Genomic DNA, 23883 nt, shown 5'->3' with positions numbered 1-23883 from the left:
TGCATGTACAAGGGTGAACGATTCAACGGCGCGACCCATCTGGCCGGCCTGGGGCTGGCCGTGGCCGCTTCGGGCGCGCTGCTGTCGCGGGCCGCCACGGTCCAGGCCGACGCGGTGCAGCTGACCGCCTGCGCGGTGTTCGCGGCGTCGATGATCGCCGTGTATGCCTCGTCCGTGCTGTTCCATTGGACGCGCGGGCGGCGCAAGGCCTTCTGGGCCAAGGCCGATCATTGCGCCATCTATCTGCTGATCGCCGGCACCTACACGCCGCTGGCCTTCGTGCCCGAGCCCGACGGAATGTCCATGGCGGCCGGCGCGGGCATCTGGCTGCTGGCCCTGGCCGGCATCGTCCGCGAGCTGTGGTGGTCGTCGCGCGGCGCGTCGCCGGCTCTGCCGCTATACCTGGGCATGGGCTGGCTGGGCGTGGCCTTCGCCATCCCCATCGCGGGTTCGCTGTCGACGGCGGGCCTGGCCTGGTTGCTGGCCGGCGCGGCGGTCTATTCCGCCGGCACCGTGTTCTACGCCAACAGCAGGCGCTGGCCGCACGCGCACGGCATCTGGCATCTGTTCGTGATGGGCGGCACGGCCTGCCACTTCGTCACGGTGTTCGGCTTCCTGCGCCAGGGCATCGTCTGAGCCCGGGATGCAGCCGGGGGCGAGGCCGGGCAGGGTGAGCCGGGCAGTGCGCTGGCGCTAGCGCCAGCCCGCCAGCGGCAGCATGCCGCTGCGGTCCTTCACCTTGCGCATGACCAGGTGCGAGCAGATGTCGCGCACGCCGGCGATCTTGCTCAGCTTGTCTTCCACGAACTGCGAGAAGGCCGACAGGTTGCGCGCGCGCACCGTGAGGATGTAGTTGGACGCGCCGGTCACGATGCTGGCCTCGGTGATTTCGTCGTAGAGCGCGATGCCGGCCAGGAATTCCTCGTGCCAGCCGCTGCGCGACTGGTCCAGCGCGACATGGACGATGGCTTCCAGCTCGAAGCCGAGTTTCTCGGCGTCCAGCACGGCGCGGTAGCGCTTGATCAGCCCGCCTTCCTCCAGCGCCCTGACGCGGCGCAGGCAGGCCGATGGCGACAGCGATACCTGTTCGGCCAGCTCCTGGTTGCTGATCTGGCTGTTCTCCTGGAGGCGGCTCAGGATGCGCCGGTCTATCGCGTCGATCTGCATTGTGCAATCTAATTCGAATATTCTCTTCTGAACGCAATTTACTGCGAAATTCTAGGGTAAGCCACGCCTGGATTTGCAACTTTTCGGCGGATGGGCGCTGCTAGTATGTACGCAGAATTTTCGTCTCCAGGAGTGTTTTCATGCATACCCGCGAAGCCTGCGTCGCCGCAGACCGCCTCGACCCGCTGGCATCCATCAAGAACCAGTTCGACTTGCCGCCCGGCGTGATCTACCTGGATGGCAACTCGCTGGGCGTGTTGCCCAGGACCGCGGCGGCGCGCGCCGCCGACGTGATCGGCAAGGAATGGGGCGCCGGCCTCATCCGCAGCTGGAACACGGCCGGCTGGTTCGACCTGCCCGCCCGCCTGGGCGACAAGCTGGCGGGCCTGATCGGCGCCGGCAAGGGCGAGGTCGTCATCACCGACACCACCTCGCTGAACATCTTCAAGGCGCTGGCCGCCGCGCTGCGCATCCAGCAGCAGGCCAGGCCCGGCCGCCGCGTGATCCTGTCCGAGCGCGACAACTTCCCGACCGACCTGTACATGATCCAGGGCATGATCGACCTGCTGCAGCAGGGCTACGAGATGCGCCTGATCGATGACGAGCTGCCGCTGGAACGGGCGCTGGACGATTCCGTGGCCGTGGTGCTGCTGTCGCACGTCAATTACCGCAGCGGCCAGATGCACGACATGCGCGCGGTGACGGCGCTGGCGCACGAGCGCGGCGCGCTGGCGATCTGGGACCTGGCGCACGCCGCCGGCGCGGTGCCGGTGGACCTGCAGGGCGCCAAGGCCGACTTCGCCGTGGGCTGCACCTACAAGTACCTCAATGGCGGCCCCGGCGCGCCGGCCTTCATCTGGGTGGCGCCGCGCCACACCGACAATTTCTGGCAGCCGCTGTCCGGCTGGTGGGGGCACCAGCGCCCGTTCGACATGACCGTGGCCTATGAGCCGGCCGGCGGCATCCGCCGCTACCTGTGCGGCACACAGCCCATCGTCTCGCTGTCGCTGGTCGAATGCGGCCTGGACATCGCCCACGCCGCCGGCATCGACGAAGTCCGCAAGAAGTCGCTGGCGCTGGGCGACCTGTTCATCGCGCTGGTCGAGGAGCGCTGCGCCGGCCATCCGCTGACGCTGGCCACGCCGCGCGAGCACGCGCTGCGCGGCAGCCACGTCAGCTTCCGCCACCCGAACGGCTTCGAGGTGATGCAGGCGCTGATCGCGCGCGGCGTGATCGGCGACTACCGCGAGCCCGAGGTGCTGCGCTTCGGCCTGACGCCGCTGTACCTGGGCCATGCCGATGTCTGGGACGCCGTCGAGGTCCTGAAGGACGTGCTCGACACCCGCGCCTGGGACAAGCCCGAGTTCAAGCACCGCGCCGCCGTGACCTGAGCGCGGCGCAGGCCCGGACCACGCAGGCCCCCGCAGAGGGGCCGCGCCCGCATAACTACACAAGGAGGAAGACATGTCGCAACCGCAAGGATTCGGCCGCATCGCCGAACGCGAGCAGGGCCTGAAGCGGCGCCTGAGTTCCGGCCAGATGAGCATGATCGCCATCGGCGGGGCCATCGGCACCGGCCTGTTCCTGGGCAGCAAGTTCGCCATCGGCTTCGCCGGCCCCAGCGTGCTGCTCAGCTACGCCATCGGCGGGCTGATCACGCTGCTGCTGATGGGCTGCCTGGCCGAGATGACGGTGGCGCATTCCACCTCCGGCTCCTTCGGCGCCTATGCCGAGCACTACATCGGCCCGCTGGCCGGCTTCCTGGTGCGCTATGCCTACTGGTCCTGCGTGGTGCTGGCGGTGGGCACCGAGGTCACCGCGGTGGCCGAGTACATGAAGTTCTGGTTTCCCTCTGTGCCCGGCTGGCAGTGGGTCTGCGTGTTCTCGGCCGCGCTGATCTTCATCAACGCCATGAGCGTGAAGGCCTTCGGCACGGTGGAATACTGGTTCTCGACCATCAAGGTCAGCGCCATCGTCGCCTTCATCGTGCTGGGCGCCTATGTGGTCTGGGGCAGCCCGGAGCATGGCGTGGCGCAGTACACCGCGCATGGCGGCTTCTTTCCCAACGGCGTCTGGGGCATGTGGATCGCGGTGGTGATCTCGATCTTCAGCTACCTGAGCGTGGAGATGATCGCGGTGGCGGCCGGCGAGGCCGAGGATCCTGAGCGGGCCGTGAAGCAGGCGTTCCGCGCCACCATCGTGCGCCTGGTGGTGTTCTACCTGCTGACGCTGGCGCTGATCCTGGCCATCGTGCCCTGGGACCAGGCCGGCAAGGGCGGCAGTCCCTTCGTCAAGGTGATGCAGGCCGTGGACATTCCCTACGCGGCCGGCGTGATCAACTTCATCGTGCTGGTGGCGGCGCTGTCGGCCATGAACAGCCAGCTCTACATCACCACGCGGATGATGTTCAGCCTGTCGCGCGCCGGCCATGCGCCGGCCGCGCTGGGCCGGCTCACGCGCGGCGGCACGCCGCTGAACGCGCTGCTGCTGTCGACCAGCGGCATCGCCATCGCCACCGTGCTGAACGTGCTGTATCCGGAGACCTCGTTCACGCTGATGATGGCCATCTCCATGTTCGGCGCGCTGTTCACCTGGATGATGATCTTCGTCACGCACTATTTCTTCCGCCGCCGCTGGGCGCGCGAGGGCGGGGCGCGGCTGTCGTTCCGCATGCCGGGCTTTCCGGCGCTGACGCTGCTGGGGGCGCTGGCCATGCTGGCGATCCTGCTCACCACCTATTTCACGCCGGTCTTCAAGATGACGCTGGTGTTCGGCGTGCCCTTCCTGCTGGCGCTGTCGGCGCTGTACTACCTGCTGTTCAGGAAGCGCGGCGAGCAGGCGGCGTTGCGGGCGGAACTGGAGCGTTCGTGATGGCCGTCGACGTTCCGCGTGGGCGGGGATGACATGCAAGGCCGGCAGGGCGTCCTGGGCAGCCAACGCCCGGCGCCGGCTTGGGCGAGATCAAGGCTGCGGCCGGGGATACTCCAACTGCAGCGCCACGAAGTCGGCGGTGGCTTGCCCGTAGCGCGCTTGCAGCAGCTCCAGGACTTCGGCCAGCGCCGGCCGCGCAAGTGCGGCGTCCAAACCGTTCTCTCGTCCAGGAAGTCGCGGCATGGGCGAGCCTGCTGCCCACCCTCTGCCATCGGACAGGTAGACCAGGCCACTTGCCAACGCGACGGGCTGCGCGTCGACCGACGCGCCGACGACGGACGTCCGATAGCTGCGCGCAAACGCGTCGGCGGACAGCGCCAGGCTGAGATCATCGCCTCCCGGTACCAGCCTTGCCACCAATGTCTCATGGCGCCAGAAGGCAGCGGTATTCTTCACCGCGGTAGACACATGCTTGGGCCGCAGGCGAAAGGCCGCTGCGGCATGGGCGTCGTCCCAGGCATCCTCGCCCAGGGCCCGTGCCAATTCTCGCGCCTTCGGCCGACCCGCGAGGGTCTCCACCAAGGCCAGCGATAACGGAATCGAGGCGCTGACGCCGGTGGTCGTCACCACCTTTCCATCGGTCACGTAGCGGCGATCCTGCCGCCAGCGCACGGCGGGAAAGTCGCTGGCAAGCGCGGTGCGGGAATACCAATGCGACACCGCCTCGCGCCCATCCAATAGACCCGCCCGGGCGAGCACCCATACGCCGTCGCAAATGCCGATGATCGCCGCGCCTTTCCGGGCCTGGGAGCGCACCCATGACAATAGACGAGGGTCCGCATCCTCGTGCACGGCCGGCACGATGACATAGTCGGCTCCAGCGGGATGGCGTTGATCGAAGGCAGCGACATCGGCATCGGGCCGCGCGCTCAGCGCCGGAAAGAAGCGTATTGGCCCGGGCTCCAGACCCAGCGCCCAGACCTCGGCCACTCCGGATCGTTTCAGCACCGAGTACGGCACCACGAAATCGACCAGCTCGGTGTTCGCGTTGTGCCCGATCAGGGCGATCACCGGTGTGCGTTGCTCCGCCGGCAGGCGCGGGCCGGGAAGCGGCGCTGTCCTTCCCTCGGTCACGATTGGCGACGAAACATCGCCGGAATCGCACCACATCCACAGCGCGATCAGGGCCAGAACACAGGCCGTCACGCAGCCAAAGACAAGACGACACCACTTACCCAACATTGACACACCGTTTTCAAACAACGAGGTCCAGCCTCAATCCCGCCAGCCTAGACGTTCCGCAGTGTTGGCAGCAATGACAATATTCGGTTGTTTTCTGCCACGCCCGCGCTAACATCGCCTTGATGTATCACGCGACTCATCGACCTTCCGTCTCATGCCGCCGTCTCCTGTCTTGCCACGCCTTGTCGCCATCGTCGCGTTTCCACACGCGCAACACCTGGACATTGCGGGCCCTGCGGACGTGTTCGCGATGGCCAGCGCGCTGGGCATGGACTCGCCCTACCGCCTCATCGTGCTGTCCGGCGCCGGTGGCCCCGTCACGCTGTCGAACGGCCTGACCCTGGGCACGGATGCCGTGGCCAACGTTGATCCTGCCAGCCTGGACACGCTGATCATTGCCGGCGGCGAGCGCGATGGGCTGATGCATGCAGCCGGCGATGAAGCGTTGCGGGCGTGGATCGATCGCGCCCACCCTCATGTCCGTCGGATGGCTTCGGTATGCACCGGTTCATTCTTGTTGGCGCATTGGGGCATGCTGAGCGGTCGGCGCGTCGCGACCCATTGGAATTCGGCACGGTTGCTGCAGCAGTATTTCGCCGACCTGGATGTGGATGCCGACGCGTTGTATGTCCAGGACGGCAAGCTCTGGACTTCGGGTGGGGTGACCGCCGGCATCGACATGTGCCTGGCCATGATCGAACAGGATGCCGGGCGTTGGCTGGCTGCGCGGGTGGCCCGGCAGCTGAACCTGGCATTGCGGCGAACCGGCAACCAGGCGCAGTATTCCTTGATACTGGAGGGGCAGGCTGGAGCCTATGGCGAATTGGTCGATTGGCTGCGCCACCATCTGGCCGAAGCCATCAGCGTTGATCGCATGGCCCAAGCTGCCGGCCAGGCGCCGCGCACCTTCCACCGAGGGTTCACACGCGCGACCGGATTCACGCCCAGGGCCTTCCTGGAAGCGCTGCGCCTGGAAACAGTGCGAGCTGGGCTGGATGCTGAACAATCGCTCAAGACGCTGGCCAGGGCCGTGGGGTTCCGCTCCGAGGTGCAGCTATCCAAGGCTTTCCAAAGACGCTTCGGACTCTCGCCCGCGCAGTATCGGGGGCGCGTGGCCGGCCTGGCGCAAAGCGACCAGCATGGCGCGAGCGCGAGCCGGCAGCGAGCGTGAGGCGTAGACCGCGTGGACCTGGGGCGACACGCCCTGGGCCGAGGTCACGGTATAGGCTGGACACACGCGCACCAGCGTGCCGCGCGCGATTTCCGGCAGCGCGGCCCAGTCCGCCAGCCGCGCTACGCCCGTGCCGGCCAGCGCCAGCGCCATCAGGCTGCTGCCGGTGCTGACGCGCAGGGCCGGTTCCGCGTGCAGCCGCTGGATGCGGCCCTCGCCGCGCAGGTGCCAGTCCTTCAGCACGCGCGGGCCGGTGTGCATGATGAGGCGGTGGCGCACCAGGTCCTCCGGTTCGCGCGGCAGTCCCATGCGCGCCACGTAGTCCGGGCTGGCGCACAGCAGTCGCTCATAGGGCCACAGGCGCGCGCCCAGCAGCTCGCTGGAGGCGGGAAAGCCGCCGCGCACGGCGAAGTCCAGTCCTTCGGCGATCGGATCCACCCATTTGTCGGTATAGCTGATGTCGATGCGCACGTCGGGGTAGTCCTCGGCGTAGCGCCGCAGCACAGCCGGCAGCAGCGCCACGCCCAGCAGGTCGGGCGCGGAAAAGCGCAGCCGGCCCTGGGCGCCGCGCTGCGTCTCGCGCAGCGCTTCGCGCGCGCTTTCCTCCAGGCGCAGCATGTCGCGCGCCGACTCGACATAGCGCTCGCCCTGCGGCGTCAGCGTCACGCTGGTCTTGCTGCGCGACAGCAGCTGCGCGCCCAGCTGGCGCTCCAGCGCCTGCACCGCGCGCGTGACGGCGCTGGGCGAGGCGCCGAGCGCGCGGGCCGCCAGCACGAAGCTCTGGCGTTCGGCCACGGCGCAAAAGACCTCGTGTTCCCAGAGCGGCCCACGTTCCATGATGCTTCCTTGATTGCGGATATCGCAACATGATATTGCAACGCTTGGCGGTCCGGCGCGCCTAGACTGCGGCCATCGACACTTTTCACCGCCGTCCGCCATGACCGAACCGCATTACTACGATCCCCAGACCGGCGCCCGCTACGCGCTGGACGAGCCGCGCTGGTGTTCCGATGCGCGCACGCCGCTGATGATCTCGCCGCTGGCCGGCATTTCGCGCGACGATATCGACACGCGCGCGCGTTCGCTGTGGCGCTATCGCGCCGCGTTGCCGCGCGCCATCGACACGCCGGTCTCCATGGGCGAGGGCTGCACGCCCATGGCCGAGCGCGCCTGGGGCGCGCTGCGCCCGCATTTCAAGCTGGAGTGGTTCAACCCGACTTGCAGCTTCAAGGATCGCGGCGCGGCCGTGATGCTGTCCTGGCTGCGCCAGATCGGCATCGGCGCCATCGGCGAGGACAGCTCGGGCAATGGCGGCGCGGCCATCGCGGCGTTCGGCGCGGCGGCGGGCATGGCGGTGACCATCTTCGCGCCGGCCTATGCCTCGCCGGCCAAGATCGCGCAGATCCGCGCCTTCGGCGCCGACGTGCGGCTGGTGGACGGGCCGCGCGAAGCCTCGCAGGACGCGGCCATCCGCGCATCGGGCGAGCTGTACTACGCCAGCCACAACTGGCAGCCTTTCTTCCTGCAGGGCACCAAGTCCATCGCCTACGAAATGTGGGAGGACTTCGGTTTCGAGGCGCCGGACAACGTGGTGATTCCGGCCGGCGCCGGCAGCAATGTGCTGGGCTGCGCCATCGGCTTCGCCGAGCTGCTGGCGGCCGGCCAGATCCGCAGGCTGCCGCGCCTGTTCGTGGCCCAGCCGCTGCACTGCTCGCCGGTCGACGCGAGCTTCCAGGCGGGCGCGGATACCCTGGTCGAGCGGCCGGTGCTGCCCACGGTGGCCGAGGGCACGGCCATCCGCCAGCCCTTGCGCCTGCGCGAAATGCTGCAGGCCGTGCGCGCCAGCGGCGGGCAGACCGTGGCGGTGCCCGAGGATGCGATCGTGGCCGCCGTGCGCAAGCTGGCCGCGATGGGACTCTACGCCGAGCCGACCAGCGCGACGGCCGCCGCCGCGCTCGACATGCTGGCCGCGCGCGGGGCCATCGCGCCAACCGAGCGCACGGTCGTGCTGCTGACGGGGTCGGGCCTGAAGGCCTCGCAGTTCATGACGGACTTGTACTCGTAACGGTCCGGTCCGGGGCTATCCGGCGGCCTGGCCCCCCGCGCCCTCGCTGTCCGCCAGCAGGTGGTCGAGCAGGCGGCAGGCGCGCGCGCTCAGGCCCTGGCGCGACTGCACGCAGAGCAGCAGCTGGCGCGTGGCCCAGGCGTCGGACAGCGTCACCGTGCCCACGTCCAGCAGCCGGCTCATGCTGCGCGCCGTGCTTTCCGGCACGATGCCTACGCCTACGCCGGCCTGCACCAGCCGGCACATGGCGTCGAAGCTGCGCAGCTGCACGCGCAGCTTGATGGGCTTGCCCGCCACCAGGGCCTGGCGCGCCAGGAAGCGTTGCAGCGCGCTGCTGCGGTCCAGGCCGACGAAATCCTCGTCCAGTACTTCGCCAAAGGCGACCTGGGCGCGGCTGGCCAGCACATGCCCGCGCGGCACGATCAGCACGAAGCGGTCGCAGCGGTAGGGATGGATTTCCAGCGCGCCGGTGTCCACCGTACCCGCCACGATGCCGATGTCGGCCGAACCGTCGGCGATGGCTTCGACGATCTCGTCGCTCAGCATCTCCTGCAGCTCGACGTTGATGCGCGGATGCGCGGCCAGGAAGCCGCTCAGCGCTTCCGGCAGGAAGGCGGTCAGCGCGTTGGTGTTGGACAGCACGCGTACCGAGCCGCCGAATTCGCCGGCGTAGCCGGACAGGTCGTCGCGCAGGCGCTCAGCCTGCGCCAGCATCAGGCGCGCGTGCGAGGCCAGTTTCTGGCCGGCCGGGGTGGGCGTGACGCCGTGGCGGCCGCGATCCAGCAGCGGCGCGCCGAGCGAGGCTTCCAGGTTGCGGATGCGGGCGCTGGCGGCGGCCAGCGCCAGGTTGGCGCGGGCGGCGCCGTGCGTGATGCTGCCGGCCTGCACCACGTGCAGGAAGAGGGCCAGATCAGTCAGGTCGAAACGCATGCGTATCAGTTGCGCCAGCCTACGCCAGCCGTGTAGGCAGCCTGCGCCAATCGCGCATTTTCAGCGTCGTACAGGGTCCGTACACTGCGCCGATTCCTGTTTTCGCCACGGTGGTTCCATGCATGCCTTAGTCTCTGGGTTTCCGATTCTACCCGCCGCCTTGACGGCGATCACGATCGCGCTATGGGCTTTTTCGCGCCTGCCGGAATACCTCACGGCGCTGCTGTTCTTCGGCGCCGCCATGGCGCTGGCGGCGGCGCCGCGCGAGGTGGTGTTCTCGGGTTTCGCCTCGGCCGCGTTCTGGCTGGTGCTCAGCGGCTATGTGCTGGGGCTGGCGCTGAAATACACCGGCCTGGCCGACCGCATGGCCGGCCTGCTGTCGCGCCGCCTGGCCGGCGGCTACCTGACCGTGACGGCCGGCGTGGTGGCGCTGACCTATCTGCTGGCCTTTGTCATGCCGTCGAACATGGGACGCATCGCCCTGCTGATGCCCATCGTGCTGGCCTATGCCGACCGCATCGGCCTGGCGCCGGGCAGCCGAGGCCGCATCGGGCTGGCGCTGGCGGTGGGTTTCGGCACCTTCCAGCTGTCCACCTCCATCTTGCCGGCCAATGTGCCCAACCTGGTCATGGCCGGCAGCATCGAAGGCAGCTACGGGCTGCAGCTGGGCTATCTGCCCTACCTGTGGCTGCACGCGCCGGTGCTGGGCATCCTGAAGGGCGTGCTGCTGACCTGTTGCATCGCCTGGATGTTCCGCGACACGCCCAGGCGCGCGGAACAAGTCGCCGCCGCCGCGCCGCTGTCGGCCGCCGAGAAACGGCTGGGCTGGCTGCTGGCGCTGACGCTGCTGGGCTGGGTGACCGACGGCGTGCATGGCGTGTCGCCGGCCTGGATCGGGCTGCTGTCGGCCTGCGTCTGCCTGCTGCCCAAGGTGGGCTTCGTCAGCGGCGACCAGTTCGGCAAGGAAGTGAACTTCCGCACCGCGATCTATGTGGCGGGCATCCTGGGGCTGGCGGCGATGGTGGCCGACAGCGGGCTGGGGGGCATCATCGGCAAGGCGCTGCTGGCCTGGCTGCCGCTGTCGCCGGACGCGCCGATGCGCAGCTTCTTCTCGTTGGTGGGCTTGTCGGCGCTGCTGAACTTCGTGGTCACCGCCAATGGCGTGCCGGCGCTGTACACGCCGCTGGCCGAGACGCTGGCGCAGGCCTCGGGTTTTTCGCTGATGGCGGTGTTGATGGCGCAGGTGGCGGGTTACGCCACGGTGGTCATGCCGTACCAGGCCTCGCCCATCGTGGTGGCGATGGGCATGGGCCAGGTGCCGGCGCGCAGCGGCCTGGCGCTGAGCCTGGTCACCGCGCTGCTGTCGTTCGTGTTGCTGGTGCCGCTGGACTACCTGTGGTTCAGGCTCCTTGGAATGCTGGGATCGTGACCATGGCTTCGGGCTCGGCCGCCGGTTCTTCCTTGGGCGCGAAGACGCGCAGACGATGGCCGTCCGGGTCCAGCGCCACGAAGGTGCGGCCGAAGTCCATGTCGATCGGCGCCTGCAGGATGGGCAGGCCGCGCAGGCTCCAGTCGCGGTAGCGGTCGGCCAGGGCCTGGGCGTCCGGCACGGTGAAGGCCAGTTCGGTGGCGCCGCCCCGGCCGGCGGCGGCCGGCTCCACGGTGTAGCGCGACCACAGGCCCAGCATCAGACCCGAGTCCAGCGCGAACAGCGCGAAGGTGGGCGAGCTTTCGACGGGCGGGCGTTGCAGCAGCGCGCTGTAGAACGCCGCGCTGGCTTCGGGTTTTTCGACGTACAGAATGAGGAAGTTCGTGTCGGGCATGATGCGCTCCTGGCGGCGGGTTGGACCTTGAGGTCGGTAGCGCAAGCTTAGAAGCGCATGCTGTCAGTTTTTGGCAGTAGTCTTTGGCTGCCGCGATGCCTCGGCCTTGGCCTGTTCCCGGGTCTGGTTGAGCGCGCGCCATTCCTTGAGCAGCGCGTGGCGCCGGCGCGGGTAGCGCGGGCCGGGACTCAGGGCGGCGATGCGGTCGGTGCGGAAGTGGCGGAAATCCTGGCGCAGCTCGCACCAGGCCATGACGATGCGCACGCTGTCGAAGAATCCCAGCGCGAAGGGCCAGATGGTGCGCGCCGAGTCGGCGCCCTTGTCGTCGCGGTAGGTGATGTCCAGTTTCTGCTCGGCGCGGATGGCCTGGCGGATCTGGGACAGGTCGACCCGGTCCACCACGCAGGCGGCGCTGGGGCCGATCAGCAGCGGAATCGCGTCCAGTTCGTCGCGCACTTCGGGCGGCAGCACGGCGCCGATCTTGGCCAGCGCGTTGCTGGCGGCCAGGCCCAGGCGCGCGTCCGAGCGCTGCGCGACCCAGCGCGTGCCCAGCACCAGCGCCTCGATCTCTTCGGTGCTGAACATCAGCGGCGGCAGCATGAAGCCGGGCTTGAGCACATAGCCCATGCCCGGCTCGCCGTCGATCTCCGCGCCCTGGGCCTGCAGCGTGGCGATGTCGCGGTACAGCGTGCGCAGGCTGATGCCCAGTTCGGACGCCAGGCGGTGGCCGCTGACCGGCAGGCGGTGGCGGCGCAGGGTTTGCAGCAGGTCGAGCAGGCGTTCGGCGCGGGACATGGAACGGCGGGGTAGCGGGAATCACGCCATACTGCCACGAAATGGCAGCATGGCGTAGAGGCCTCCGACGTTGGGGCAGGGAGGCTCATCCCGCTTTTCCGGCCAGGACGCTTTCCCGCCTACCAGTTCAGGCGCGCCGTCAGCGTGATGTTGCGCTCATCGCCGTAGTAGCAGACGCCCGGGCAAGCCGACACATAGGTCTTGTCCGTCAGGTTCTTGATATTGAGCGCGAACTGCCACTTTTCCCATTGATAGCGCAGCGCCGCGTCATAGGTGGTGTACGACGGCACCGGCATGCGGTTCGTTTCCTGGCGGCCGACGTGGCGCACGCCGAAGCCCGCGCTCAGGCCGGGCACGCCGCTGAAACGGTAGTCGGCCCACAGCGTGGCCATGTTGTTCGGCACGGACGGCGGGCGGGTGCCTTGCGTGCCGTGATTGCTCTTGGTGACCTCGGCGTCGATCAGCGCGAACGAGGCCAGCAGGTCCCATTGGCGGTTCAGGCTGGCCCGCGCCTCGATTTCGGCGCCCCTGGAGCGGACCTCGCCGCTTTGCGACAGGAAGCCGGTGTGGGCCGGGTCGCTGGTCAGCACGTTGCGCTGGGTGATGTCGTACAGCGCCAGCGTGACCGAGGCGTCCGCGCCGGGCGGCTCGTACTTCAGGCCGACTTCGTGCTGCACGCCGGTGGTGGGCCGGAACGGGTTGCCGTTGAAATCGGCGCCCGCGGTCGGCTGGAACGACTTGCTGTAGCTGTAGTAGGGCGCCAGGCCATTGTCGAACAGGTACATCAGGCCGGCGCGGGGCGTGAAGGCGTGGGAGTCTTGCGGGCCGGCGCCGGAGTCGTTGCGCGCCTTGTCATAGCGGCCGCCCAGCAGCACGATCCAGCGGCCGTCGATCTTGATCTGGTCCTGCGCGTAGAAGCCCAGCTGCCTGCCTTGCTGGCTGATGCGTCGGTCGTAGGCCGGATTGAAGACCACCGGGCTGCCGTAGACCGGGTCGTACAGGTCGATGGGCGGCATCGGCGCGAGCTTCTGCGATCGGGTCCAGCGCAGCGTGCTCCAGTCCGCGCCGAACAGCAGCGTGTGCTCGAAGGCGCCGTGGCGCAGCTTGCCGATCAGCTGGTTGTCCACGGCCAGCCCCTTGTCGGTGTCGTGGCGTCCGACGATGCTGCGCCCGACCAGCCTGGGATTGGCGGGGAAGACTCGCGAGTTGATCTCGGTGTATTTGTTGTCGGCCTTGTAGTCGTAGGCCATCAGGTTCTGGCGGAACTGCCAGCTGTCGTTGAACTTGTGCTCCAGCATGTAGCCGTAGGTGGCGCCGGTGACGTCGAAATGGTCCGAGCCGGGTTCGCCCAGGTAGCGGTCGCGCGCAATGCGGCCGTTGGGATTGGACAGCAGCGTGCCGTCCAGCGGCTTGCCGGCGTCGTAGGGATTGCGGATGCGGTTGTAGCTGGCCAGCAGCGTCAGTGTCGTTGCGTCCGTCAGTTGCCAGGCGAGCGCGCCGGCCAGCGCGGCGCGGTCATTGTCGATGCGCCGGACCATGGTGTCGCTGTCGCGCGCCAGGCCCGTCAGGCGATAGCGCACGCGCCCGTCCTCGCTCAGGGGACCGCCGAAATCGGCGGCGATCTGCTTCTTGTTCCAGCTGCCGGCCTGGAGTTCCAGCTCGCGCAGCGGTTCTGCGGTGGGGAGCTTGGTGACCAGGTTGATGATGCCGCCGGGCGCCGCCTGGCCGTACAGGATGGAGGCCGGCCCCTTCAGCAGTTCGACGCGTTCGTACAGATACGGCTCTATTCCGCCGCTCAGGGAATTGATCGGGAACTTGGCGCCGTTCTGGTACAGCGGCGCGGCGCCTGTGATGTTGAAACCGCGCACGGTGAAGCGGGTGCCGATATTGCGCAGGCCGCCGCCTTCCAGCGGCAGGACGCCGGCGGTGTAGCCCAGGGCCTGGTCCAGCGAGTCTGCGGCCTGGGCCACCATCTGGTCGCGCGAAACGACCGCGACCGATTGCGGCGTTTCGTGCAGCGGGGTGTCGGTCTTGGTCGCGGCGGCGCTGCGCCTGGCGACGAAGCCCTGCACCGGTCCGTAGGCGGTTTCCAGGCCGGCGCCCGATACCGTCACCGGCGCCAGCGTCGGCGCCTCGTTCCGTCCGGTGGGCTGGGGCCGCAGCACGTAGCCGCCGTTGGGCTGGGGCAGGGCTTCAAGGCCGGTGCCGGCCAGGATCCGCGCCAGCGCCGCCGGCGCCGCGTGGCTGCCGGCCAGGCCGGTGCTGCGCTTGCCCGCGATGTCGCCGGCAGAATAGGACAGCATCAGGCCGCTGTCGACCGCGTAGCGCGATAGCACGCTTTCCAGCGTGCCGGCGGGTATCGCGTAGGTCCTGGCGGCGGTCTGCGCCTGGGCGACGCCGGCGCAGGCCAGCGCCAGGGCCGCGCCGCTGGCGGCCAGCCGGAAGGGAAGGCCGGCGGCCAGCGCCAGGACCGCGCGGGCGGCGCGTTGATGCAGGGGCTTGTTCATGAGTCGTTCCCGATCCCGATGTGAAAAAAGTGGCTTCATGAGGTTTGCCACGCGAGATTCGAAAAGCCCTCATCCTTCGTGAAAATAAGTCGACCGCCCGTCTGGGGGGGCGGATGGCGGCGCGCTAGCCGCGCAGCCGCAGTGTGATCCAGTAGCGGTTCAGGCGGTGGACGTCGATGGGCAGCGTGCGTTGCAGCATGTCCAGCACGCGCTCGCTGTCGTCCAGCGGATAGATGCCCGATACCTTCAGCGAGGCCGCCGCCGGATCGCAGGCCAGCCGGCCGTGGCGGTAGCGGCTCAGTTCGGCGATGAAATCGTCCAGCCGCATGTCGCGCGCGACCAGCATGCCGGTCGACCAGGCGCCCGCTTGCGGGTCGGCCGCCAGCGGCGCGGCCACGCCGTCGCGGTCGAAGCCGGCCTGCTCGCCGGCGGCGATGACGCGGACCGCTTGCGGCGCGCCCAGGGGGCGGATTTCCACCGCGCCTTCCAGCACCGCGAGATGGCCGCCGTCCGCATCCTGCCGGACGATGAAGCGCGTGCCCAGCGCGCGCAGGCGGGCTTGCGGCGTCTCCACCAGGAAGGGGCGGGCCGGCCGCGCCATGTCCTCGGCCGGATCCGGCGCGGTGGCCACGAGGATGCGGCCGCGCAGCAGCCGGACCAGCCGCTGCGCACTGTCGAAGCGCACGTCGATGGCGCTGTCGGTGTCCAGGTCGATGCGGCTGGCGTCGGCCAGCGCGAAGGCGCGGCGTTGGCCGATGGCCGTGTGGTGATCGGCGCGCAAATCCTGCCATTCGCGCCGGATGCCGTCGCGCGCGAGCCACGCGCCGCCGCCCGTCAGGGCCGCCAGCGCGAGCGCCTTGAGCGCGGTCCGGCGCCGGCGGGATGCGCCGCCATGGGCGAGGGTGGCGCTGGCGAGCGGGCCATTCAGCTCGCGCAGCTGGACGCCGAAGGATTCGATGTGGCGCCACGCGCGTTCGTGGTCGGGATGTTCGTCGCGCCATCGCCGCCAGGCGTCGCGGGTGGCGTCGCTGACCTTGGGCGCCTGCAGCGCCACCAGCCATTGCACGGCCCGCTGGCTGACCTGCTGCGGCAAGGGCGGTCCCTCCAGGATGGGCAGGACCGTGGCGGCGGGTTGGTCGGCGGTGGGGGCGGGCATGGCGAACGCCGCGTCAGGCGCCGAAAAAGCACAGATGGGCGGCCTTGGCGATATGGCGCTGCACCGTGGCCAGCGACACGCCCAGTTCGGCGGCGATATCGGTCTGTTTCATGCCGTCCAGCTGCGACAGCAGGAAGGCCCTGCGCACGGGCGCGGGCAGAGTGTCCAGGCGACGGTCCAGTTCGACCAGCGTTTCAAGCAGGATGGCGCGGGTTTCGGGACTGGGCGCCTCGCGCTCCGGCAGCTGGGCCAGCGTGGCCAGATAGGCCTCTTCGATCTTGCGCCGGCGCATGAAGTTCGACACCACGCCCTGCGCCACGGTGGTCAGCAGGGCGCGCGGCTCGCGCGCCGCCACGGCATGGCCGCGCGCCAGCAGGCGCATGAACGTGTCGTGCGCCAGGTCGGCCGCATCGAAGGAATTGCCCAGGCGGCGGCGCAGCCATCCCTTCAGCCAGCCGTGGTGGTCGGCGTACAGGACGTCGATGCCCTGTTCGTGCAATGCGAGTTCGGTCGTGACCACGTTGCCCCTCTTGCGCGCCGCGGGCCAGAGAAATCGGGCATTGCAGCAAATGAGAATCATCCTCAATTTTATGGTGCATTGAGGCGCGGCGGCAAGCGGGACGCCCAGGCCTCGGATCCGGTTGCCACGATCTGGCGGAATTAAATACAATGAGAATAGTTACCATTTGCCTGGAAAGATATCTTCCGCCGGCCATTGGGCGCAGGGGGATATCTTGAGCATCGCCGAATTCGCGCAACGAGAGCAGGTCGCAATCCTGTATGCCGATCATCACCGCTGGCTGCAAACCTGGCTGCGCCGCAGGCTGGGCGATTCCTGCGCGGCGGCGGACGTGGCGCACGACACGTTCCTGCGCATCATCGTCTCGCGCGACGCGCTGCTTGGCTTGCGCGAGCCGCGCGCCTATCTGGCCACGACCGCCAAGCGGCTGCTGGTGGATCGGTCCCGCCGCCAACTGATCGAACAAGCCTATCTGCAGGAACTGGCGCTGGCCGCGCAGAGCCATCCCGGCTTTCCCTCGCCCGACGAGATCCTGATGGCCGTGCAGGCGCTGGAGCAGATCGACGCCGCGCTGCAAGGCCTGGCGGCCCGGCCGCGCGAGGCCTTCCTGCGGCACTACCTGGAAGAACAGACCCAGGCGGCGATCGCCCTTGATCTCGGCGTGTCCAAGCGCATGGTGCAGAAGTACCTGGCCCAGGCGCTGCTGCATTGCCGGGGCTATTGCCCCGCCGTGCAGGAGCATGGCGCGGGATGAGCCGGAACCCTGCCGCCGTCGCCACCGATGAGGCGCTGGCCGAACAGGCGGCCGAATGGATCGTCCGCCTGAGCGACGGCGACGAGGCCGAGCGCCTGCGCGAGCGCGAGGCGTTCGAAGCCTGGAAACGCGCGGACCCGCGCCACGCCGCCGCCGCGTCCGGCATGGAGCGCATGGTCGGACAGCTGCGCTCGGCGCGCGCGGACGCGGGCGGCAACGGCCGTCCGGCCCGGGCCGGGCTCGACGCTTCCTTCGCGGGCCAACGCCGCCGCGGGCGCGTCAAGCGCGCGGCCGCCGCCATCGCGCTGGCCTTGCTGCTGGCCGGACCTGCCTGGATTGCGTTGCGTGCCTGGCCGCCGGGCTACCTGCTGGCCGATGTCCATACCGCGACCGGCCAGTGGGAAAGCCGCAGGCTGGCCGACGGCAGCCAGATCTGGCTCAACAGCGCCAGCGCGGTCAACCTGCGCTACGACGAGCGCCGCCGCGTGATCGAGCTGGTGCAGGGCGAGATCCTGGTGGACGTGGCCAAGGATGCCGGGCGTCCCTTCCTGGTGGAAACCGCGCATGGCAGTATCCGCGCGCTGGGCACGCGTTTCGTCGTCAACCGGCAGTCCGACGCCACGATCCTCAGCATGCTCGAATCGCGCGTGGCGGTGCGCACCGCCAGCCAGCGCGCCGACAGCGAGGCGATCGAGGTCAGCGCTGGCCAACGCGTGCGCATCACGGCGGCCTCGGTCAGCCGTCCCCAGGAGATCGATGCGCGAGGGCTGGCCGATGCCTGGCAGCGCCATCAGCTCGTGATCGACGATCAGCCGCTGGACGAGGTGCTGGACGAACTGGCGCGCCATCGTCCGGGACACATCCACTATGAGCGGGCCGAGGTCCGGGGCATGCGTGTCAGCGCGGTGCTGCCGCTGGACGATACCGACCGGGCGCTGAAACTGCTGTCGACCAGCTTTCCGTCGCTGCGCATCCGCACGGTGACGCCCTGGCTCGTCCTGGTGGACGCGCCGCCGCCATCACATTGATCGTGACGCGGCGTCCGGACCTTGGGCGCGCGGCGGCCGCCGATTTCGGCGGGAGCCTGCCGGGCGCGTTGCCGCCATCGGTGAATTTTTTTTTGCGCGTGGTTCCACTTTTCGATTCTCGCTCGTCAAGCACTCCAAGAGCGCCATGAACCGAAGGAACGCCCGCCATGCCCGCAATGCACCCCCTCTCCAAACTCCCCGCCGGGCTGACGCCGCTGGCGCTGGCCCTGCGCCTCGTACTGGGCGCGGCGCTGCCGCTGGGCCTGGCCGGACAGGCCCAGGCCCAGGCGGCGACGCAATCGATCGAGTATGACGTGCCCGCCGGTCCGCTGGCCGCCGCGCTGAATCGCTACGCGCAGCAGGCCGGCGTGGCGATCGTGGTGAACGCCGATGCGCTGCGGGGACTGGATTGCGCCGGCCTCAAGGGTCGCCATGGCGTCGAGGAAGGGTTCGGCATCCTGCTGCGCGGCAGCGGCTATGCGCTGGGCAAGACCGCCAGCGGCTATGTGCTGAAGCCCGCGCCGGAGGGCGCGGCGGGCCAGGCGGCGACGCTGGAGGAAATCAAGGTGCGCGGCGCGGCGGTCCAGGAGACGGCCACGGCGCGGGTGGAAGGCTATGTGGCCCGGCGTGGCGCCACGGGCACCAAGACCGACACGCCCCTCATCGAGACGCCGCAGTCGATCTCGGTCGTGACCTCGGACTTCATCGAGGCGACCGGCGCGACCCGCCTGCGCGACGCGCTGGCCTACACGCCGGGCATCAATGTGTCGCCCTGGGGTTCGGACTCGCGTTTCGACTGGACCATCATCCGTGGCTTCGACGCCCAGACGCCGGGCTACTACCTGGATGGCCTGCCGCTGCGCAACAACAACGGCTGGGCCGTCTGGCAGACCGAGAACTACGGCGCCGAGCGCATCGAGGTGCTGCGCGGCCCGTCGTCCGTGCTGTACGGCCAGACCGGGCCGGGCGGGATGATCAACGTGGTCAGCAAGCGGCCCGTGGAAGAGCCGCTGCACGAACTCCAGGCCCAGGTCGGCGATCACTCCCGCCGCCAGCTCGCGGGCGATTTCTCGGGGCCGGTGGACGAGAACGGCAAGCTGCTCTATCGCTTCACCGGGCTGGCGCGCGAGGCCCGGCTGCCAGGCAGCGACCTGCGCAATGACAGGCTGTACCTGGCGCCGTCCTTTACCTTGCGGCCGTCGAGCGATACCTCGCTGACGCTGCTGTCGCACTATCTGCGCGTGCGCGACGGCAGTTCGTACAACGGCTTTCCCGAGGTCGGCACGCTGTTGCCCAATCCGAACGGACGTTTCTCGCCGAAGACGTACACGGGCGAGCCGGACTTCGACCACTTCAACCAGAGCCAGTGGATGGTGGGCTATCTGCTCGACCACCGCGTGAACGACATCTGGACCTTGCGGCAGAACGCGCGCTACGGCGCCATCAAGACCGACTATCTGCAGGTCTACAACAAGAGCGACTTCGCGGTCGTCAACCCCGCCGTGCCCGACGATCCGGCCAACTTCCGCGTGCTGCAACGCTATCCGTTCTCCAGCAAGGAAAGCGCGCGCCTGTTCACGATCGACAACCAGGCGCAGGCCAAGGTCAGCCTGGGCGAGTGGCAGCACACGCTGCTGTTCGGCGTGGACTACCAGCGCTCGCGCAACGACCAGCGCACCGACAATTCCGGCACGGTATCCAATATCGACGGCTACGATCCGGTCCATACCAACGATGTGCGGCCGGGCACGCCGTGGTTCGACGCCCGGACCAGCCTGTCGCAGACCGGCTTCTACCTGCAGGACCAGATCAAGTGGGGCAACTGGGTCGCCACGCTGGGCGGACGCCACGATAGCGCCACGACTCGCGTACAGAGCCACCTGGACGGCAGCGACACGCGCGTCACGGATCGCAAGTTCACCAGCCGCGCGGGACTGGTCTACCTGCATCCCAGCGGCTGGGCGCCGTATGTCAGCTATTCGGAGTCGTTCTCGCCGACGGCCACCATCGATCCCGAAACCAATACGCCGCTCAAGCCCGAGACGGGGCGCCAGTACGAAGCCGGCCTGCGCTATCAGCCGGCGGACGGCAAGAGCCGGTACGGCATCGCGGTCTTCGACCTGCGCCGCCGCAACTACATCACCTACACGCCCACCTTCCAGCCGAAGCAGACCGGGGAGATCTCGGTGCGCGGGCTGGAGCTGGAAGCAGCCTTCCAGCCGCTCAGGAACATGAACGTGGTGCTGGCCTATACCTACACGCCCAGGGCGATCGTCACCGCCAGCAGCACGCCCAGCGAAATCGGCAAGCAGATGCAGGCGGTCTCGCGCAACCAGTTCTCGGTCTGGACCGACTACCGCTACATGGGCCTGAAGATGGGCCTGGGCGCGCGCTTCATGGGGTCCAACCTCGGCTACCAGGAATCCGCCTCGGCGCCCGTGCCGTCGTACACCGTGATGGACGCGATGCTGGGCTATGACTTCGAGCGCTGGAGCCTGGCGCTGAACGTGCGCAACCTGACCAACAAGGCCTACATCAGCAATTGCAGCGCCGGCATCTGCCGCTATGGCGACCTGCGCACCGCGGTGGCCACGGCTACCTACCGCTGGTAGCCGCGACCTCGCGGCGGCTCGCGCCAGGCCTCAGCGCTTGACCGGTTTGCCGGTGGCCACGTCGATCGCCGAGCCATCTTCCAGGCTGACGCGGTAGATCTCGCGCAGCACGTTGCCGGCGAAACCGATCTCGACGATGGAAACATCCTTGAAGGTGGTCTGGATGCCGTCGGGCAGGATGGCGTTGAACTTGTCGGCTTCCTGCTTCATGGCATCCTGCAGGCGCGCGTCGTACAGGGCCATGCTGTAGACCAGCGTGGTGTGCGGATTGTGGGTGCGCAGTTCCTGGCCGTCCCGCACGACGTTCACGCCGCTCACGCCCACGGTGCGGACCAGGTCGCGGCCGGCGTCGGCCATCTTGGCATACACAGGACCGGTGACGCGCGGCAGCGGGCCGTCGCGCAGCGGCGCCAGCGCCGCCGTGGCCACGGTGTTGTAGCGCATCAGTTCCTCGAAGCCGGCGCCGCTCTTGACCACGCCCAGGTCCAGCCACCACGGATGGCCGGCGCCCTTGGCGGCTTCGGTCGGATAGAAAGTCTTGAGCGTGACCGGAATCGGCGCGGGCGGCTTGGGCAGCGCGACCAGCATGCGCGCGGGCGTGGTCGGATCGGCGCTGTGGATGTGGACCACCGTCACGTGCGGGATGTTGGGCGTTTCCGCCTCGGTCTTCAGGCCCAGCTTGAGCAGGTCCGCCTTGAGCGCGCCATTGATCTTGCTGTCCAGCACGGCGTTGACTTCCTGGGGCAGGCGGTAGACCACGCCATAGGTCGCCTTGTGTTCGCGAAAGCCGGGCTGCTCCAGCGAGCTGTTGTCGTGGATGGCCGTGGCGGCGAGGGCGGCCGGGCCGCAAAGGACGGACAGGCCGAGCGTGGCCAGCGGCAGGATGTGTTTGAACATGGGATTTCCTTCTCGTTGTGATGGGGACCCGCGAGAGTCGTGTCCAGTGTGAGAAGGCGGGATGTACGCCATATTGCGCGGAACCAAAGAATTCCGATAGATGCCGTCGATGTTCTGATAGCTGCGGGCGGCGCGGCTGTTCCAGGCGGCGCCCGGCCCGTGCCGGCGCGGGCGCTGGATCAGGCCAGGAAAACCGCCACCACGACCGCCAGGCCCAGCAGCAGGTTCACGCCCACCCAGCGGCGGATCAGGGCCATGTTGCGCCCGCCCGCCGGCCAGTCGGCGGCCGCCACGGCCGCCGTCAGGCCCTTGAAGGGCACCAGCCGGATGTAGGCGTAGATCGCCGTCATGACGATGCCGCCCGCCGCCATCAGCGTCCAGGCGCGCGGCATGAAGAAGGCGCCGCCGCTTTGCGAGGCCTGTGCCGCTTCCTGCCCGATCATCGCCGCGCCGGTCGCCAGGATCAGCACGATGGCCGCCAGCACCGCGTTCAGGAACGGGCCCAGCACCGCCGCCATCAGGGTCAGGCGCTGCGGCGGTTCCAGTCTGGCGGCCGCCGGCCGCAGGAAACAGTGGGCGAACAGCATGCCGCCGACCCAGAGGATGACGGCCAGGAGGTGGACAAGTTTCAGCAGGGCGTAGGACATGGTCTGGGATGGCTAGGGAAGTGGGGACGGCGTCCCATCATATCGCCCTGGGGATTACGCGGAGGTCTTGACCTGGATCATGGGTTTTCACTTAGAATGAGATTGATTTCTATTTGTGATTGTTCAAAGCTCGATATCAGGGAAGCCGCCGTGCCGAATTCCGCGCTCCTCACCGGCGACGCCGTCCACACGCTCTACAGCAAGCACCATGGCTGGCTGCACAACTGGCTGCGCGCCAAGCTGGGCAACAGCTTCGACGCGGCCGACCTGGCGCAGGACACCTTCATCCGGGTGCTGCGGCACCGGCAGGAAATCGAGGCGCTGCGCGAGCCGCGCGCCTATCTGACCGCCATCGCCAAGCGGCTGATGCTGAACCATCACCGCCGCCGCGCGCTGGAGCAGGCCTACCTGGACGCGCTGGCGGTCATGCCGCCGGCGCTGGCGCCGTCGGTGGAACAGCGGCTGCTGATCCTGGAGGCGCTGCACGAGATCGACGAGATGCTGTCGGGCCTGCCGGGTCCGGTGCGCGAGGCCTTCCTGCTGGCGCAGCTCGAAGGCCTGAGCCACGGCGAGATCGCCGCGCGCCTGGACGTGTCGGCGCGCACCGTCCACCGCTACATCGCGCGCGGATACGAGCAATGCATCATGGCGGTGGCATGAGCGCGCCGACGGGCGGAGCGGGCGAGCTGCCCGCGGTCGACCGGAGCGTCGCCCGGCAGGCGGCGCGCTGGCTGATGCTGCTGGGCTCCGGTCGCGCCAGCACGTCGGACCTGCTGGCCTGCGAACAGTGGCGCGCCAGCAAGGCCGAGCACGAACACGCCTGGCAGCGCGCGCAGCGCGTCAGTCAACGCTTCGGCCTGGTGCCGGCCACGCTGGGCATGGCGGCGCTGAACCGGCCCGCGTCGCCGCGCCGCCGCGCCGTGCTCAAGACCCTGGCGCTGGCCGCGGCGACCGGTCCGCTGGCCTGGGCTGCGTGGCGCGCCGATCCGCTGGACTGGACCGCCGACTACCGCAGCGCCGCCGGCGAACTGCGCGAAGTGGCGCTCAGCGATGGATCCCGCCTTTACCTGAACACGGCCAGCGCCGTGGACGTGGCGTTCAGCGCCGCTTCGCGGCTGCTGCGGCTGCGCGCTGGCGAGATCGCGCTGCACGTGCGCGACGAGTCGGGCGCGCAGGCGCGGCCCTTCGTGGTGCGCACGCGCTACGGCGACATCGAGGCGCGCGCCGGCCGCTTCTGCGTGCGGCAGGAAGACGGGTTCTGCCGCGTCAGCGTGCAGGAGGGCGCGCTGCGGGTGGCGGGGCGCGCGGGACGGTATCTGCCGCTGGCGGCGGGCGCGGAGCTGCGCCTGGACGATCAGGGCCCATCCGACGCCGCGCCCGCCGATCCCCATGCCGCCGACTGGATGCGCAACGTGCTGCACGCCCGTGAAATGCGGCTCGACGCCTTCGCCGCCGAGCTGGGGCGCTACCGGCCCGGCCTGCTGCGCTGCGATCCGGCGGTGGCGCATCTGCGCGTTTCGGGCGCGTTCCAGCTGCACGACACCGACGCCGTGCTGGCGGCGCTGCCGGCCACGCTGCCGGTGAGCGTGCGCTACCGCACGGCCTACTGGGTCACGATCGGGCCGCGCATCGCGGCGGCCTGAATCGCCGCTGTTACAAAAAAGTGAGAGCCATGTTGTCCGGTTCGGCGTGCTCGAG

22 protein-coding genes are annotated in these 23883 nt (G+C 69.0%); 11 read left to right on the top strand and 11 right to left on the bottom strand.

The genetic code is table 11. The annotated features are described in order from the left end of the window. The first annotated feature begins 3 nt into the window (after positions 1–3). Positions 4–636 (top strand): hemolysin III family protein, encoded by a 633-nt coding sequence (locus KDH83_RS09880; RefSeq protein ID WP_212314938.1) that lies wholly within the window; start codon positions 4–6, stop codon positions 634–636. Positions 637–693: 57 nt separating this feature from the next. Here the strand turns inward: KDH83_RS09880 and KDH83_RS09875 are convergent, their stop codons facing one another. Next, positions 694–1167: an Lrp/AsnC family transcriptional regulator gene (locus KDH83_RS09875; protein ID WP_212314931.1), complete on the bottom strand. Its 474-nt coding sequence runs from the start codon at positions 1165–1167 to the stop codon at positions 694–696. Positions 1168–1307: 140 nt separating this feature from the next. On the opposite strand from KDH83_RS09875, the gene kynU reads away from it, so the two are divergent. Then, a complete protein-coding gene (gene kynU, locus KDH83_RS09870; RefSeq protein WP_212314929.1) occupies positions 1308–2558 on the top strand; it encodes a kynureninase in 1251 nt (416 codons plus the stop codon). Between the two features lie 73 nt (positions 2559–2631). Continuing rightward, a complete protein-coding gene (locus KDH83_RS09865) occupies positions 2632–4038 on the top strand; it encodes an amino acid permease (protein WP_212314927.1) in 1407 nt (468 codons plus the stop codon). Positions 4039–4128: 90 nt separating this feature from the next. Here the strand turns inward: KDH83_RS09865 and KDH83_RS09860 are convergent, their stop codons facing one another. Further along, positions 4129–5280 (bottom strand): DJ-1/PfpI family protein, encoded by a 1152-nt coding sequence (locus tag KDH83_RS09860; RefSeq protein WP_212314925.1) that lies wholly within the window; start codon positions 5278–5280, stop codon positions 4129–4131. A gap of 154 nt (positions 5281–5434) precedes the next feature. Between KDH83_RS09860 and KDH83_RS09855 the strand changes: the two genes are divergently transcribed. Further along, positions 5435–6451: a DJ-1/PfpI family protein gene (locus KDH83_RS09855; protein ID WP_212314920.1), complete on the top strand. Its 1017-nt coding sequence runs from the start codon at positions 5435–5437 to the stop codon at positions 6449–6451. On the opposite strand, the gene KDH83_RS09850 is transcribed toward KDH83_RS09855, so the two are convergent. Continuing rightward, positions 6335–7288 (bottom strand): LysR family transcriptional regulator, encoded by a 954-nt coding sequence (locus KDH83_RS09850; protein ID WP_212314915.1) that lies wholly within the window; start codon positions 7286–7288, stop codon positions 6335–6337. The genes KDH83_RS09855 and KDH83_RS09850 overlap by 117 nt on opposite strands. 100 nt (positions 7289–7388) lie before the next feature. Between KDH83_RS09850 and KDH83_RS09845 the strand changes: the two genes are divergently transcribed. Continuing rightward, complete coding sequence (locus tag KDH83_RS09845; RefSeq protein ID WP_212314912.1) at positions 7389–8516, top strand: pyridoxal-phosphate dependent enzyme; 1128 nt, start codon at positions 7389–7391, stop codon at positions 8514–8516. Between the two features lie 15 nt (positions 8517–8531). Here the strand turns inward: KDH83_RS09845 and KDH83_RS09840 are convergent, their stop codons facing one another. After that, complete coding sequence (locus KDH83_RS09840; RefSeq protein ID WP_212314911.1) at positions 8532–9446, bottom strand: LysR substrate-binding domain-containing protein; 915 nt, start codon at positions 9444–9446, stop codon at positions 8532–8534. Positions 9447–9606: 160 nt separating this feature from the next. On the opposite strand from KDH83_RS09840, the gene KDH83_RS09835 reads away from it, so the two are divergent. Continuing rightward, a complete protein-coding gene (locus tag KDH83_RS09835) occupies positions 9607–10875 on the top strand; it encodes an SLC13 family permease (RefSeq protein ID WP_249204989.1) in 1269 nt (422 codons plus the stop codon). On the opposite strand, the gene KDH83_RS09830 is transcribed toward KDH83_RS09835, so the two are convergent. The 5 genes from KDH83_RS09830 to KDH83_RS09810 form a co-directional block, all read right to left on the bottom strand. After that, the gene (locus KDH83_RS09830; RefSeq protein ID WP_212314909.1) at positions 10847–11269 is read right to left on the bottom strand and encodes a VOC family protein; all 423 of its coding nucleotides are present in this window, start codon (positions 11267–11269) and stop codon (positions 10847–10849) included. The genes KDH83_RS09835 and KDH83_RS09830 overlap by 29 nt on opposite strands. Before the next feature lie 63 nt (positions 11270–11332). Further along, the gene (locus KDH83_RS09825; RefSeq protein WP_212314900.1) at positions 11333–12064 is read right to left on the bottom strand and encodes a YafY family protein; all 732 of its coding nucleotides are present in this window, start codon (positions 12062–12064) and stop codon (positions 11333–11335) included. A gap of 119 nt (positions 12065–12183) precedes the next feature. Next, the gene (locus KDH83_RS09820; RefSeq protein WP_212314898.1) at positions 12184–14571 is read right to left on the bottom strand and encodes a TonB-dependent siderophore receptor; all 2388 of its coding nucleotides are present in this window, start codon (positions 14569–14571) and stop codon (positions 12184–12186) included. A 124-nt stretch (positions 14572–14695) separates the two neighbouring features. Next, entirely contained in the window at positions 14696–15727 is a 1032-nt protein-coding gene (locus KDH83_RS09815) for a FecR domain-containing protein (protein ID WP_212314896.1), read from the bottom strand. A 13-nt stretch (positions 15728–15740) separates the two neighbouring features. Then, on the bottom strand, positions 15741–16247 hold the full coding sequence (locus KDH83_RS09810) for a sigma-70 family RNA polymerase sigma factor (protein WP_349291615.1): 507 nt from the start codon (positions 16245–16247) through the stop codon (positions 15741–15743). A gap of 214 nt (positions 16248–16461) precedes the next feature. Between KDH83_RS09810 and KDH83_RS09805 the strand changes: the two genes are divergently transcribed. The 3 genes from KDH83_RS09805 (at position 16462) to KDH83_RS09795 (ending at position 20641) form a co-directional block, all read left to right on the top strand. After that, complete coding sequence (locus KDH83_RS09805) at positions 16462–17001, top strand: sigma-70 family RNA polymerase sigma factor (protein WP_212314892.1); 540 nt, start codon at positions 16462–16464, stop codon at positions 16999–17001. Next, a complete protein-coding gene (locus tag KDH83_RS09800; protein WP_212314889.1) occupies positions 16998–18029 on the top strand; it encodes a FecR domain-containing protein in 1032 nt (343 codons plus the stop codon). The genes KDH83_RS09805 and KDH83_RS09800 overlap by 4 nt, the downstream gene beginning before the upstream one ends. Before the next feature lie 167 nt (positions 18030–18196). Beyond that, positions 18197–20641 (top strand): TonB-dependent siderophore receptor, encoded by a 2445-nt coding sequence (locus KDH83_RS09795; protein WP_249204988.1) that lies wholly within the window; start codon positions 18197–18199, stop codon positions 20639–20641. Positions 20642–20671: 30 nt separating this feature from the next. Here the strand turns inward: KDH83_RS09795 and KDH83_RS09790 are convergent, their stop codons facing one another. Together KDH83_RS09790 and KDH83_RS09785 are read right to left on the bottom strand one after the other, a co-directional pair. Further along, positions 20672–21538: a hypothetical protein gene (locus KDH83_RS09790; RefSeq protein WP_212314888.1), complete on the bottom strand. Its 867-nt coding sequence runs from the start codon at positions 21536–21538 to the stop codon at positions 20672–20674. 179 nt (positions 21539–21717) lie between these two features. After that, on the bottom strand, positions 21718–22185 hold the full coding sequence (locus tag KDH83_RS09785; protein ID WP_212314887.1) for a CopD family protein: 468 nt from the start codon (positions 22183–22185) through the stop codon (positions 21718–21720). A gap of 150 nt (positions 22186–22335) precedes the next feature. Here KDH83_RS09785 and KDH83_RS09780 point away from each other — a divergent pair, with 150 nt between their 5' ends. Both KDH83_RS09780 and KDH83_RS09775 read left to right on the top strand, forming a co-directional pair. After that, entirely contained in the window at positions 22336–22845 is a 510-nt protein-coding gene (locus tag KDH83_RS09780) for a sigma-70 family RNA polymerase sigma factor (RefSeq protein WP_349291614.1), read from the top strand. Beyond that, a complete protein-coding gene (locus KDH83_RS09775; RefSeq protein WP_249204987.1) occupies positions 22842–23828 on the top strand; it encodes a FecR domain-containing protein in 987 nt (328 codons plus the stop codon). The genes KDH83_RS09780 and KDH83_RS09775 overlap by 4 nt, the downstream gene beginning before the upstream one ends. Positions 23829–23883 lie beyond the last annotated feature (55 nt).

The sequence above is a fragment of the Achromobacter sp. Marseille-Q0513 genome, from assembly GCF_018195695.1.
In the GTDB taxonomy this organism is placed as follows: domain Bacteria; phylum Pseudomonadota; class Gammaproteobacteria; order Burkholderiales; family Burkholderiaceae_B; genus Achromobacter.
This window is presented reverse-complemented; position numbering and strand designations above follow the sequence as displayed.